The 13,562-nt window shown below is 66.7% G+C and carries 12 protein-coding genes; all 12 read right to left on the reverse strand.

Annotation, left to right across the window (positions count from 1 at the left end; translation table 11 throughout):
* Window positions 1-293: 293 nt before the first annotated feature.
* Entirely contained in the window at window positions 294-2,234 is a 1,941-nt protein-coding gene (locus tag B2G71_RS05985) for a TonB-dependent receptor (RefSeq protein ID WP_240530033.1), read from the reverse strand.
* Between the two features lie 292 nt (window positions 2,235-2,526).
* A complete protein-coding gene (locus B2G71_RS05990) occupies window positions 2,527-3,375 on the reverse strand; it encodes a TorF family putative porin (RefSeq protein ID WP_098104803.1) in 849 nt (282 codons plus the stop codon).
* 257 nt (window positions 3,376-3,632) lie between these two features.
* The gene (locus B2G71_RS05995; protein ID WP_098104804.1) at window positions 3,633-5,171 is read right to left on the reverse strand and encodes a SulP family inorganic anion transporter; all 1,539 of its coding nucleotides are present in this window, start codon (window positions 5,169-5,171) and stop codon (window positions 3,633-3,635) included.
* On the reverse strand, window positions 5,168-5,857 hold the full coding sequence (locus B2G71_RS06000) for a carbonic anhydrase (RefSeq protein ID WP_098104805.1): 690 nt from the start codon (window positions 5,855-5,857) through the stop codon (window positions 5,168-5,170). Before B2G71_RS06000 ends, B2G71_RS05995 begins: the two co-directional genes overlap by 4 nt.
* Before the next feature lie 139 nt (window positions 5,858-5,996).
* Window positions 5,997-7,322: an ATP-binding protein gene (locus tag B2G71_RS06005; RefSeq protein ID WP_098104806.1), complete on the reverse strand. Its 1,326-nt coding sequence runs from the start codon at window positions 7,320-7,322 to the stop codon at window positions 5,997-5,999.
* Between the two features lie 16 nt (window positions 7,323-7,338).
* Window positions 7,339-8,106 (reverse strand): response regulator transcription factor, encoded by a 768-nt coding sequence (locus B2G71_RS06010; protein ID WP_098104807.1) that lies wholly within the window; start codon window positions 8,104-8,106, stop codon window positions 7,339-7,341.
* A 226-nt stretch (window positions 8,107-8,332) separates the two neighbouring features.
* Window positions 8,333-8,626 carry a hypothetical protein gene (locus B2G71_RS06015; RefSeq protein WP_098104808.1) on the reverse strand — a complete coding sequence of 98 codons (294 nt, stop codon included), beginning with the start codon at window positions 8,624-8,626 and terminating at the stop codon, window positions 8,333-8,335.
* Window positions 8,627-9,102: 476 nt separating this feature from the next.
* Complete coding sequence (locus B2G71_RS06020) at window positions 9,103-9,594, reverse strand: hypothetical protein (RefSeq protein WP_141521508.1); 492 nt, start codon at window positions 9,592-9,594, stop codon at window positions 9,103-9,105.
* Between the two features lie 4 nt (window positions 9,595-9,598).
* Window positions 9,599-10,369: an SDR family oxidoreductase gene (locus B2G71_RS06025; protein WP_098104810.1), complete on the reverse strand. Its 771-nt coding sequence runs from the start codon at window positions 10,367-10,369 to the stop codon at window positions 9,599-9,601.
* Between the two features lie 218 nt (window positions 10,370-10,587).
* Window positions 10,588-11,472, reverse strand: coding sequence for an acyl-CoA thioesterase II (locus tag B2G71_RS06030; protein ID WP_098104811.1), 885 nt, complete (start codon window positions 11,470-11,472; stop codon window positions 10,588-10,590).
* Between the two features lie 16 nt (window positions 11,473-11,488).
* Entirely contained in the window at window positions 11,489-11,911 is a 423-nt protein-coding gene (locus B2G71_RS06035) for a MerR family DNA-binding transcriptional regulator (RefSeq protein WP_276306907.1), read from the reverse strand.
* Entirely contained in the window at window positions 11,908-13,542 is a 1,635-nt protein-coding gene (locus tag B2G71_RS06040) for a long-chain fatty acid--CoA ligase (RefSeq protein ID WP_098104970.1), read from the reverse strand. Before B2G71_RS06040 ends, B2G71_RS06035 begins: the two co-directional genes overlap by 4 nt.
* Window positions 13,543-13,562: the final 20 nt, after the last annotated feature.

Below are 13,562 nucleotides of genomic sequence, written 5' to 3' on the forward strand. Positions count from 1 at the left end.
GAATTCGTAAGCAGTCCTGGCCGCTCGTCGCCACAGCTTGTTACCGTTGACGCCCGCATTCTTTAGTTGCGAGATTCGGATGTCATGTAAATCATGCGCCATTCCGGAGATATGGCTATTCTATTCATTTCGGATGAACAAACGATCGCATTCGAGCGATATAAAATAGGTATAATTACTTGTCAGATGGACTTGCGGCCGACCCTCGCCGGCGGTCGCAAAGGGCGTCGCCGGACCGGTCACCGGATGATCCATCGTGTCCCGAGCAGCCGTCCCGCCGCGCGGTGCGCGCGTTACAGACCCCAGCGCAGGCCCGCCCAGAGCGTGCGCGGAACGCCGAGATCAATCGAACCGCCCGAATTGCGCGTGACGATCGACTCGTCGGTAAGATTCTCCCCACGCAACACCAGCGAAAGCCGCCCGGCCACACGCAGCTCGGCGAAGAGATCGAGCGTGGTCGCGGCGGGAAGCACCTCGGTCTCCAGATCGTCCTCGTACTGCTTGCCCACGTGCCGCACCGTCGCCGCGAGGCGCGCGCCCGGCCCCGGAACGAAAGCGACCGTCGCGCTCGCGCTGAGCGCGGGAGTCTGCGAGGGCCGCATGCCGTCAAGTTCGCGCGAGTCCCCTTCCCCGCGCACTTCCGAATCGGTCCAGGCCAGCGAACCGTCGAACCGGAACGCCCCTGCCGCAAGACCCATGTCGGCCTCGATCCCGCGCGCGACGATCGCGGGCAGATTGCGGCGCTGGCGAAGATCTTCGCCGATCGTCACGTTGGCGATGGCGTTCTCCAACCGGTTCTCGAAGGCGGTGAGCGTGAGACTGAACCCGCTTGTCGGCGCGAACCGCACCCCGGCCTCGTAGCCTTCGAGGCGTTCGTTGCGCAGATCCGGGTTCGCCTGGGTAACGACCGGAAACACCACGAAGGGCCGGTAGAGCTCGTTGAGCGTGGGCAGGCGCAGGCCGGTGTAGGCCGCCGCGCGCAGGTGCAGGTCACCGCCGACGGCCAGGGATGCGCCGCCGCGGTAGGAGACTTGCCAGCCGCCGCGGTTCGCGTAGCGCTCGTCGATCGCCAGCATCCCCGCGGCGTCGCGCTCGACGTAGAACCCATCGCGGATGGTGTAGCGGTCCGCGCGCACGCCCCCGGTGAGAACGAGCGCGCCCGAGGTCCAGTCGCCATCGGCGAAGAGCCCGAGGTCGGTATTGGTCCCGCCCGCATTGCGCCGCGCGGTGATCGCGCCCGAAAACGCGCTATAGGCATCTTCGTAAAGCTCGCCCCGCGAGCGGCGATAGTCGACGCCGGTACGCAGGTTTACCGCTTCGCCGAGCGGTGGGCGCAGCTCGATCTTGCCGCCCAGACCCGTCGAGGGCGTGTTGCGCTGGTCGAGCACGCGGGTGAACCGGCTCGAGCTGATCACGACATTGGTGAAATTGCGCGCCTGGACATAGCCGAGCACGTCAAACTGCCAGTCGCCGCGTCCAACGAGCCGAAGGCTGGCGTCCTGCCCGCTCGACGAGCTGTCGGCGCCTTCGAAGCGCAAGGTGCGATCGTCCTCGAAGACGAGGCCGCGCGCCTGCAATTCGATGTCCGGGCCGAGCGGTGCGACGCCTCTCAGGCCGACCGACCACGAGTCGAACGCGGCGCGTGCCGTGGCGGGCACTCGCTGGTCCTTGGGCGTCGTGAAGAAGCCCTGCCCCCGGTCCCAACGTCCCGAAACGACGGCGAACCCCGAGCCGAGACGCGGCGCCACGCTCGCGCTCGCCTCGGTCTCGCCGCGCTGATTGACGAGCAGCCCCCCGCTGACCGGAGCGAGCGCGGCCGCATCAGCGCTTTCCAGCGCGATGGTGCCCGACAAGGCGCCGGCACCGAAAGGCCCCGAGCCGCCGCCACGCGTCACGCTCACGCTGCCCAGCCGCTCGGGCGCGAGCGCGGTGAACGGGACATAGCCGAAGAAGGGATCGGTCATCGGCACGCCATCGAGCACCACGAGTGCCCGGCTGCTGGCGTTGCCGCCGAGCGCGCGCAGGGTCACGCCTTGCGCCGACGGGTTCGAGGAGCGGCTGTCGGACCGGCGGAATTGCTGGAATCCGGCAACCGAGGTGAGAACGTCCTCGATCCGGCCGGATGCGCTCGAAACGATGGCCGCGCGGTCGAGTTCGCGCGTCGAATAGGCGGGCGATCCGGGCAGCTCCTCGAGGCCGCGTCCGGTCACGACGATCTCGCCCCTGTCCGGCACGGCGCCGTCCGTGCCATCGTCCTGGCAATACCCGGCGACGGGCGAGAACAGCGCGATCAGCGCGGCCGCGAGCGGCAGACGCCTGCGAGGCGGGCAATACTTCAAGCGATTCTCCGGTCCGCGTCGCAGCGGGCCAAAGCAAATCCGCAAGCGCGCCGCAAGGGCGGTTGTTCGCGGCCTTCCGGTCGATCACCGCGTTCGCCTCGCGGGCGCGAGCCCTCCGCCTCCCCGCATTGCCCGACCGCGGGAAGATATGCCCGGTCCCGGCGCTGCGCCGGAACCGGGCGGAGGGTCAGAAACCCGCCGAGATCGAGAACACGATCGTCGATCCGGCGATCGAGGAGCCATTCTTGGTCGAGGCGAAGTTGGGCAGCAGGTAGGCCGATTCCGACTTCGAGATGTCGGTATCGATGTATTTCGCCCCCAGCGTCACGGGTCCGAGCGCGAGGTCGGCGCCGATCGACCAGTCGAGATACTCGCCCGTCGGCGCGACGCTGGTTCCCTGCGGACCGAGTCCGTCGTTGCCGTTCGAATAGCCGACGTGCGCGTTGAGCGAGATCGGCGTGTCGGGAATGGCGGCTCCGGCATCGAGGTAGACGTAGAGGTTGTCTTCCTTGTCGCCCGGATCGTCATAGACGCCCGCGGCTGCCGCGGCGCCGTCGAAGTACCACTTGCCGAGCGCTTCCTGCGCGGGCGCGTAGGCCATGCCCAAAGTCACTTCCGCCGGGCCGAGCGAGCCGCTCACGCTGCCGTAGAATTCGACGAAGTCCGTGGTGTCGAGGCCGCCGGGATACATGAAGTAGGTCGCGCCCACATCGACGCTGACGCCGCTCGAGATCTCGGTGGAGTAGCCCGCGTAGAGATCGAGTTCCATGTTCGCGCCGGCGAACGTGCCCCAGCCCGACAGGTTGGAGGCCCAGGCACCGCCGTAGAAGCCGCTTTCATGGCCGATCTCGATGCCGCCCTGAATCGCCATCTCCTCATCGGTGTAGGAGACTCCACGGAAGCGGTAGTCCGAAACGAGCGCCACTTCGGCGGATACGGTGATCGGACCGGGAACTTCGGTCTGCGCATGGGCCGCCACGGATGCCAGGCATGCGACAGCCAGCGCCGACGCCGCGGCTAGGATGGTCTTGGTCATTGTTGGAACGCCCTCATGTTGCTGTTGCTTTGCGTTCCGTCCTGCGGCCGACCCGCCAGTGCAGCTTCTTGGCAACACTGTGTCGGATCGGCCATTGCAGGCTATGCATCGAACATGTCGTGAGGCTGTCGTTCGCGTAACAAACTGTTGCCACGCCGCTGACAGAAAAATGGGCGGCCTTGCTGTTGCAAGACCGCCCCAGGGGTTGGAGACCAGGTGTGAGGGTGCCCGGCCGCCAGGTAGACTGTATTGCGAGGTCAGGTCGCGAGAGGCAGCGGCCGCAGCACATTGGCGGGGCCGCTGATCCGGTCGCTTTGACCGCTCTTGCGACGACGGTTGATCCATTCGCTCAGCGTCTCGGCCGTGGTGTGGTCGATCGCGCTCACCGCGCCGAGATCGAGATGCACCGGCCGGTCGGCGGGCTGACTCTCGAGCACCTTGTTGAGGCGCGGCAGGCCGACGAACGTCGCCGCGCCGTCGAGCCGGACCAGGCGCTGCTCGCCCTCGTCGTTCTCGTGAACCTTGAGGCGCAGGTTCTTGAGGTGCGGCAGCAGTTCGACGACCGAAAGCGCGAGGCCGACGAGAACGCCGGTCAGGAGGTCGGTGGTCACGACAAGGATGAAGGTGACCGCCCAGATCGTCGCGGGGAGCAGACCATGCGCCTTGAACAGATGCCGGACGTGCTTGAGGCTCACCAGGCGCCAGCCGGTAACGACCAGCACGCCGCCGAGCGCCGCCATCGGCACTTCGCGAAGCAGCCACGGCAGCAGCGCGACGAATCCGAGAATCCACACGCCGTGGATGATGGTCGAAAGCCGCGTCCGCGCACCGGCCTGCACATTCGCCGAGCTTCGCACGATCACGCCGGTCATCGGCAGCGCGCCGACGACGCCGCACAGGAAGTTGCCGATGCCCTGCGCGCTGAGTTCCTTGTCGTACTTGGTACGGACGCCGTCGTGCATGCGGTCGACCGCGGCGGCCGACAGCAGCGTCTCGGCGCTGGCGATGAAGGCGATCGCGACCGCCGCGACGATCAGCGCGGGACTTGCCAGCGGGGCGAACCATGCGAGGCTCGTCGGCAGATCGAAGGCGGACCCGATCGAATCGGGCACCTCGATGCGCGACACGCCGAAATCGAACGCCCAGGCGACCAGCGTCGCGGCGACGACGCCGAGCAGAGCGCCGGGCACGAGGGCCATCGACTTGGGCCGGACTTTCTCCCAGCCGAGCATGATCGCGATCGTCAGTCCGCCGATCAGAAGCGCCAGCTCGGTGGCGGCGATGTCGCTGAAATCGAGGCCGAGAATGCGCGCGGGCATCATCGCGATATTCTCAAGCCCGCTGGAGAGCGGGGACTCGTCGAACAGGATGTGGAATTGTCCGATCACGATCAGCGCGCCGATGCCCGCGAGCATGCCGTGAACGACGGCGGGACTGATCGCGCGGAAGAGCCCGCCCAGCTTCATCGCACCGGCAATGAGCTGGAGCACGCCGGCGAGCAGAAGCACCGGACCGAGCGCCTCGAGTCCGTTCTCGCGAACGAACTCGAAAACGATGACGGCAAGGCCCGCCGCCGGTCCGGAAACCTGCAACGGCGAGCCCGCGAAAAGGCCGACGACGATGCCGCCGATGATGCCCGTCACGAGGCCCTTTTCGGGCGGAACGCCCGAAGCGATCGCGATCCCCATGCACAAGGGCATCGCCACCAGGAACACGACGATCGAGGCGGTGAAGTCGCGGCCGATGTGTGCGAACGGTCCGGTGCGCGGCTGCGCGGCTGCGGCGTCCGGCGTCATTCCGCCGCCTCGGCGAATTCGGTGGCGACGCGCGAGCGGGCGGGAAGCGCGACGGGAAGATCGCGATCCGCGCGCAGCGGAACGAACTCGCCGCTATCGCCCTCAAGCCCGAGGACCTGGCCGGCGTGGATGTCGACGAACCAGCCATGGAGCGTAACCGCGCCCGAGGCGATCGCCGCCGCCACGGAGGGATGCGTGCGCAAGTGGCTGATCTGGGCGATGATGTTCTCGAGGGTGATCGCGCGCACCCGTTCGCCGCCCTCAAGATGGCCGTGGCAATTGCTGACGATGTGCTCGGCCGCCGCGCCGTGACGCAGCCAGGCTGCGACATTCGGCATCTTTTCGAGGCCGGTCGGATCGCTCAGCGCCTTCATCGCGCCGCAGTCGGAGTGACCGCACACGATAATGTCGCTGACGCCGAGCGCGGCCACCGCGTACTCGACCGTCGAGGTCACGCCGCCGTTCATCGTCGCATAGGGCGGAACGATATTGCCGGCATTGCGGCACACGAACAGGTCGCCGGGCTGCGCCTGGACGATATGCTCGGGCACGATGCGCGAATCCGCGCAGGAGATGATGAGCGCCTTGGGCGACTGTCCGTGCTGGGCCAGCTTGCCGTACAGTTCACCGTTCGACGGGTAGATCGAGGTTTCGAAGTGGAATACTCGTCCGATGAGCTCGTTCACGTGTGTCACCTTCCAATGTTGCATCTGCGGCGGTGATCAGGATCACCGCGTATGTGCTTGAGGTAGGTGCCAAGCTTGTCCGGCCTCGTTCGACTCTGTTACGAAGTTTTGCCGCAACGCAACACGGCGCTCGCCCGGCTCAGTCCGCCGCGAGCGGAAGCCTGATGGTCGCGCGCAGACCGCCCTCGGCGCGATTGCGCAGATCGAAGGTGCCGCCGTCCATGCGGATCGCCTTGCGCACGATCGGCAGGCCCAGCCCCATGCCCGGCGTGTCGCGCGCGCGCGAGGCGTCGAGTCTGACGAAGGGCTGAAGCGCGTCGCTGATCCGGTCCTCGGGAATGCCGGGGCCGTCGTCCTCGACGACGATTTCGGCGGCCCCGCCGTCACGCCGGGCAAACACACGAACATTGCCGCCGTAATGAAGCGCGTTCTCGATGAGGTTCGAAAGCGCGCGACGGATCGCGACCGGACGCGCGACCACCTCTAGATGCGGCGTGCCGGTGAAGCTCGCGTCGGCTCCCGCGTCGGCGGCTGTATCGACGAGCGTTTCGGCCATCACCGAAAGGTCCACCCGCGCCGCCGGGATGTTGCGTCCGTCGCTGTCGACATAGGCCTGGATCGACTCGAGCAGCATGCGCATTTCGTCGAGATCGTGGCGGATGCCCTCGCGCAGCTCGGGGTCGATCGTGTCGCTGTCGAGCCGCAGGTTGATGCGCGAGAGCGGCGTCTTGAGATCGTGGCCGATCGCCAGCATCGTCTGGGTGCGATCGGTCAGCGACTGGTGGATGCGATCCTGCATGTCGTTGAGCGCGCGGATCAGCGCGCGCAGTTCGTCCGGCCCGCGCTCGGGCACCGGTTCGGGGGGCCCCGAACCGAGCTGCCGCGTCGCGCCGATGAGGTTGCGCAAGGGTTTCAGCGTCGCGCTCAGCAGCAGCCAGGCGAGCGCGACGAGCAGCAAGGTCGGCAGGATCATGCTGGCGAGCCGACCGGCGGTGAGCGTCCAGGCGGCATTGGCATGAGTCTGGAAACGCAGCACGCTGCCGTCGGAAAGCTGGATCGAGCCGCCGATATTGCCGCGGCCGGGCACTTCCTCGAGATGCAGTTCGAGATCGGCGAGCGCGAGTTCGGGGGCGTATTCGATGACCTGGGCGCGCAGATTGGCGAGGCCGAGCGAACCCCTGCCGCGATCCGTGGGTGGGCTCAGTCGTAGCGAGAACCGCCGCGTACTCAGCAGATCGGCGACATCGGCGCGCTCCGGCCCGGGTGTTCGTTCGAGCGTTCGCGTCGCGAGGACCAGATTTTCGGCAATCCGCTCGGCATCGTCGCGCCGAAGCTGGAACGAGTTCGCCCGCTCGAACAGCAGCGAATTGGCGATCACGTCGACGACGATCACCAGAAGGAGGACGGCGAGCAGGCGTTCGGGCAGACCGAGCCTGCGGAAGAGTCGGACTGTCCGCTTGATCATCGTCGCGAGGGATACATCAGGCGCGCGTCACCTCTGCGCGGAACATGTAGCCGACGCCGCGCACCGTCACGATCGGCGCCTCGCCGCTTTCGGACTGGAGCTTGCGCCGCAGCCGGCTGACAAGCACGTCGATGCTGCGGTCCGAGCTGTCGCCGATCCGCGAGCGCGACAACTCGAGCAGGCGCTCGCGGCCGAGGACGCGCTGGGGATAGCCGAGAAAGGTCGCCAGAAGATCGAACTCGGCTCCGGTCAGGTCGACGATCGCGCCGCTGGGCGAACGCAGTTCGCGCCGGACCAGCGAGACGTGCCAGCCATCGAAGCTCACCGCGTCCGATGGCTGCCCCTCATTCCCGGGCTCGCCGCCGATCTCGACCCCGCCGCCGCGACGCAGGACCGCGCCGACGCGAGCAGCCAGTTCGCGCGTGCTGAAAGGCTTCGCGAGGTAGTCGTCCGCCCCGAGTTCGATACCCAGGACCCGATCCTCCTCACCGCCGCGCGCGCTGATGAAGATGATGGGAATGTCGCTTTCGCGGCGCAGCTTGCGGAACAGATCGAAGCCGTTGGTGCCGGGCAGCATGATGTCGAGCACGATCAGATGAACCGTGTTCTCGCGCAAGGTGACCCACATTTCCGCGCCCGTCGCGGCCGACAAGACATTGTAGCCGCTTTGCCGCAGCGAGCGCGAAGTCAGCGTGCGCAGCGCTCCATCGTCCTCGACGAGAAGCACGGTCCGCGGCGAACTGGCGGCATCGAGCGGCAGGCGTGAGGGGTTGGCAACCGTCATCGTTCAGTTTCTGTCTCTGCTTCATATAAGTCTGCCCGCACGGCCTTTCAAACCGTGCGGGTTAAGCCCGCGGCAGTCTCCTGAACACGCCGACGGCCCCTGCCGCGGCCCGGAGGCGAGGTCAATCACGCACCCGCGGCATGTTCACCCTGCAAGCGCGGGCATGGCGAGCGCCAAGGCCTCGAGCTCGTCAGACTGGCCAGAATGTCCAGGGTCCGCCGCAGGCTCAGGGCGCGACTTCGCGATCGGTCGATTCCTCGTGGCCACTGCGGGCCAGAGCCTCACGCTCTAGCTGCTCGAGCTTGGCCGCGTGAAGGCGGCACGAGCGGCCCTTGTGGGGATCGGGATGGCAGCCGGTAGCGCTGACGCGAACCTTGCCGCTCTTCTCGGAGGCGGGAGCGACGTGATGGCCCTTGAGGTGGGCCAGCGTGTCCGGCCCGTAAGCAAGCGTTGCCGGGGCGATGGGCGCGGCCGGCTGCGCGGCGGCCGCCGAAAGGGCGATCAGGACTGCAGAAATCATCGGATACTCCGTAATGGATTGCTGCAGACAGATATGCGGTCGCCACGTTGCGCGGCTCCGTCGTGCCTGTGACGAAATGTTGCTCGCCATTGTCACTTGTGTAGTCGCCACCGAAACCGATCCTGGCGGTCACCCGTATCGCGACCAGGCGGCTGCCCGTGCAGGGCTAGCGACGAACCCTCGGCAGGGATTTGCGCAATGATCCGGATAGACAAGGCGATCGCGATGGGTCGGCGGCGGAACCTCCAAGGGATCTTCCCCCAACGCTGCCGGACCGGCCCGTATTGGCCCGGCAGCGCCGGGGGAAGCTCAACCCACGGATGCTCCGGGGCACTCGCGGGCAAGGAGCGCAATCGACTGCTCCTCTTGGGAGCACGCACAGCAGACTGCCACGGCTGCGCCCGAACAGGAAATCATTTCGTCACGCGCTCCGTCGATTTCCGGCAAGGCGCGCCGGAGCCGCCGTGGCGCGATCCTCACGGCGCTACCCGGTCCCAGCCGACGATGATCCCCACGTCGCCGGGCATGAGTTCCGGCCATGTCACGATCTGGGCGGAAACGACGTAGCCGAGCGGGCCGAGTTCGGCCTCGATCAGCGCATGAACGCTCGCCGCCTCGCCGCACAGCGTGGCGCTCCACTGCGCTTCGTCGTTGTTGATCGCGCGACCGCGATCGGTGCAGAATTCGGACGGAAAGGTGTAGACGCGGATGCTCTTGAGCCCCCGCGACGCGGCCTGACCGATCGTCGCGACGATCCGCTCGAGCACGGCACGATCGGCGACCCGGTTCATGAATTCGGCGCGCAGGGCCTCGACCTCGGCTTCGCGCCCGCCCTGGGCTTGATTCCGAGAGCGGCGTTGCGCCTCGTAGGCGGCGTTCGCCACCGCGCGCATCGATTCGGCGGACGGTGGCGAAACGCCCGCAGGCGTGGTTTGGGAATCGTGTGGGACGGGAATTTCGTGCTTCACAAGATCAACCCATGATGTTGACGCCGGCATCGACGTAGTGCGTATCGCCGGTCATCGCGCCCGACCGGTCGGAGATGAGAAACGCGGTCAGCCAGCCGACGTCCTCGACCGTGACCTCGCGCTTGAGCGGCGAGCGTTCGCTGGCATGGGCGACGATCTCGTCGAAGTGGTGAAGCCCGCCCGCCGCGCGAGTCATGATCGGTCCCGGCGAGACCGCATTGACTCGCACCGCAGTGGGCCCGAGTTCATGGGCGAGAACCTTCACCGCCATTTCCAGCGCCGCCTTGGCGCAGCCCATCACCGCATAGCCATCGACCACGCGCGCGCCGCCGAGATAGCTCATCGCGATCAGGCTGCCTCCGGCGTTCATGATCGGCCGGACCGCACGCGCGGTGCGCACGAAGCTATGGCAGGACAAATCAAGCGCCTGCGCGAAGCTTTCGGCGGGGCAGTCGATCAGATCGCCGAGCGCATCGGGCGGAGCGAAGGCGGCGGAGTGGATCACGAAATCGATCCCTCCCCAGCGCTCGGCAAGCGATCCGACCACGGCCTCGAGCGCGCCTTCCTCGCGAAAGTCCAGGATCGCGAGTTCGGATTCGAGTTCGTCGGCCAGCGGCTGAACCGCCGCCCGGGCCTTCTCGTTCACGCAGGTGAGAGCGAATTGCGTCCCGCAATCGTGCAACACCCTGGCGCATCCCCAGGCAATGCTGCGGGCATCGGCCAGACCGATTATCAGGCCTTTCTTACCCGAAAGGGCAAGACCGTCGGACGCCATACGTCGAACCACCTTCTGATCACAAAGTGTTTTGACGATTATTGGAGGCGCGTGGCCCCGGCGCCTTTCGTGGCGGCCTCTCTCCCGTTCCGGTATCGCCCCCGACGAGTCGGGAAGCCGAATGACTCTATCGAAGGTTTGAGGCCTTTGCCAGCATTCAGCCGGGCTCCTCGACGGGCATGCGAGACACGAGCGCGCCCGCGGTCCGGACGGCGGCGCTAGCGATCCGCGTCCTTGTCCCGTGCCGGCCGGTAGCGGATGAGGCCTTCCTGCGCCACATCGGCGACGAGTTGCCCCGACCGGTCATAGATCGCGCCGCGCGCAAAGCCGCGCCCCTGCCCCGACCACGGGCTCTCCATCAGGTAGAGCAGCCATTCGCCGACCGGCGGCGTGCGATGGAACCACAGGGCATGGTCGAGGCTCGCGCCCTGGATCTCGGGCGAGAAAAACGCCATCTTGTGCGGCACGATCGCGGTCGAGATCAGGCCGAAATCGCTGACGTAGGCGAGCGCGACGCGCGAGGTGGCGGCACTGGCTCCGAAAACCTCGGGAATGCGGAACCAGCCGTGCTGGCGCGCCAGTCCGCTTTCGTTCTTCCTGCCGCTGCTGATGCCTCCGGCCACGAGGTCGAACGCCTCGAAGCGGTCCGCGATGAAATCGGGTATCCGCGCGCCTTGCGATTGCAGCGCGTCGCGCATCGGCATGGCCTGTTCGGGGCCGGGAAGCTCGGGCATGCGCGCTGCATGCTCAAGACCGTCTTCGCGGTGCTGGAACGAAGCGGTCAGGTTGAGGATCGCCTTGCCATCCTGCTGCGCCACGACCCGCCGGTTGGCGAAGCTGCGTCCGTCGAAATCGCGCTCGACCCGGAAGATGATCGGCCGGCTCGCATCCCCCGCGCGCAGAAAATAGCCGTGGAGCGAGTGCGCCGGGCGATCTTCGCCCACCGTCCTGCCCGCCGCGGCGAGCGCCTGCGCGATCGCCTGCCCACCGAACACGCGTCCGCCGAGCCCGTCCGTCGCGGCGCCGCGGTAGAGATCGGCGTCGAGTTCCTCGACATCGAGCAAGTCCGCGATCTGCGCGGGAGGATTGAGTCTCTTGTTCATCTGTTCATCGCGCGCGTCATTCCGGTCCGTGGTCCTTGAGCCAGGATCTCGCCTCGGCCTCGATCCGGCGCAGTTCGTCCATCGTCTGATCGATCGCCTTGCGCTGCTGGCGCAATTCGCCGATCCGGTCAGAAACCCGCTCGATGAGCAGCTTGACCTGCTCCTTGTGCTCCGGATCGGCTTCGTAGAGATCAAGGAACTCGGCGATCTCGCGAATGGTAAAGCCCAGCCGCTTGCCGCGCAGGATAAGCTGCATGCGTCCCATCTCGCGCCGCGAATAGATCCGCGTGGTACCGACTCGCTGCGGCCCGATCAGGCCCTTGTCCTCATAGAACCGCAAGGTCCGCATCGTCACGCCGAGTTCGCGCGCGGCCTCCTGGATGCCAAGGAATTCGCTTTCGCCATCAGGAGATAATGCCTCCGCCCGCCGTCTGCTCACGAGGCGGTGCCGCCGGCCGCGCGACGCGCCGCCTCCTCGGCAACGAGGTCCTTCTTGGAGAGCTTGCCCACCAGAGTCTTGGGAAGACTATCGCGGAATTCGATCGACGAGGGCATCTCGATCTTGCTGATCCGTTCCTTGAGGAATTCCATCAGCTCATCCTGGCTCAGGGAGGCGCCTTCGCGCAAGGCCACAAAGGCCTTCGGCGACTGGCCGCGATACTCGTCTGGCACGCCGATCACGACAGCTTCGGACACCGACGGATGCTCGTAGATCGCATCCTCGATGACCCGCGGATAGACATTGTAGCCGCTGCACAGGATCAGGTCCTTGATCCGGTCGACGAGGAACAGGTACCCGTCCTCATCGAGATAGCCGATATCTCCGGTCCGCAACGCGCCGTCGACAAAGGTGCGCTCGGTCGCATCGGGCCTGTTCCAGTAGCCCTGCATCACTTGCGGACCGCGCGCGCAGACTTCGCCGCGTTCGCCCGTCGCCATGATCTTGTGCGGATCTTCGGAACCGCGAATCTCGAGCACGGTTCCGGGAAAGGCGGGGCCGCAGGAGTTGTCCTTGACCTGCCCTTCGAGCGGATTGCAGGCGATGATCGGGCTCGCCTCGGTCAAGCCATAGCCCTCGACGACGCGCACGCCGGTCCTGGTTTCGAAGGTCTGGCGCACGTCGAGCGGCAGCGGCGCGCCGCCCGAAATGCACACGCGCACCTGATCCATCGCGCCGTGCATGTCGACGCCGTTGAGCGCGGTGTAGAGCGTGGGAACACCGAAGAACTGGGTCGGCTTGGTCCGCCTGGCGGTATCGAGGAAAGACTTCATCTCGAAGCGTGGCAGCAGGATCATCTCGGCGGCGGTATCCACCGAATAGTTGAGCACGGTCGTCAGCGCGAAGACGTGGAACATCGGCAGCACGCCGAGCGTGCGCTCCTGTCGCTCGGGCATGTGACCGACATGCGCGATCATCTGCGCCGAGTTGGCCGTGAGATTGGCGTGACTGAGCATCGCTCCCTTGGGCACGCCGGTGGTGCCGCCGGTATATTGCAGGATCGCGAGGTCATCGGGGTTCCGCTCGACCGGATCGGGAGCGGCATCGCGCGCGATGAGGTCTTCGAAACGCGCGAAGCGCAGGTCGTGCGGTTCGTGCGCGATGTCCTTGCGCTTGAACAGGCGATAGGCCCTGCCCTTCCAGCTCGGCAGCACGTCGGCGATCGGGCAGACCACCACGCGGGTGAGCTGGTGCTTGCCGACCAGCGGCGTCAGCTTGGGCAGCGACATCGCAAGGTCGGAGGCGATGATGACGCTCGCGCCCGAATCCTCGACGAGATGGCCCATCTCGCGCTCGGTGTAGAGCGGGTTCAGGTTCACCACCACGCCGCCGATCCGCAAGATCGCGAAGTAGCAGATGACGTAATAGGGCGTGTTCGGCAGGCACAGCCCGACCCGCATGCCGGGCCGCACGCCAAGGTCCTGCAGCCCGCGCGCCGCCTTGCGCGCAAGCTCGCCGATCTCGGCGTAGGTCCAGGTCCGGCCCATGAAATCTACGGCCGACCAGCCGCCGTGCCGCTCCACCGCATGATCGAGCAAGTCGGTAATGAGCCGCGGTGCGATCGGGGGCATTTCATCCGGCACGGGCGAAG

The organism is Novosphingobium sp. PC22D, assembly GCF_002556635.1.
In the GTDB taxonomy this organism is placed as follows: Bacteria; Pseudomonadota; Alphaproteobacteria; order Sphingomonadales; family Sphingomonadaceae; genus Novosphingobium.

Coding starts and splice junctions, on each gene's coding strand:
- B2G71_RS06005 (WP_098104806.1), bottom strand. CDS start 7,322: ATGATCAAGCGGACAGTCCGACTCTTCCGCAGGCTCGGTCTGCCCGAA.
- B2G71_RS06025 (WP_098104810.1), bottom strand. CDS start 10,369: ATGGCGTCCGACGGTCTTGCCCTTTCGGGTAAGAAAGGCCTGATAATC.
- B2G71_RS06030 (WP_098104811.1), bottom strand. CDS start 11,472: ATGAACAAGAGACTCAATCCTCCCGCGCAGATCGCGGACTTGCTCGAT.
- B2G71_RS05995 (WP_098104804.1), bottom strand. CDS start 5,171: ATGACGCCGGACGCCGCAGCCGCGCAGCCGCGCACCGGACCGTTCGCA.
- B2G71_RS05990 (WP_098104803.1), bottom strand. CDS start 3,375: ATGACCAAGACCATCCTAGCCGCGGCGTCGGCGCTGGCTGTCGCATGC.
- B2G71_RS06010 (WP_098104807.1), bottom strand. CDS start 8,106: ATGACGGTTGCCAACCCCTCACGCCTGCCGCTCGATGCCGCCAGTTCG.
- B2G71_RS06015 (WP_098104808.1), bottom strand. CDS start 8,626: ATGATTTCTGCAGTCCTGATCGCCCTTTCGGCGGCCGCCGCGCAGCCG.
- B2G71_RS06040 (WP_098104970.1), bottom strand. CDS start 13,542: ATGCCCCCGATCGCACCGCGGCTCATTACCGACTTGCTCGATCATGCG.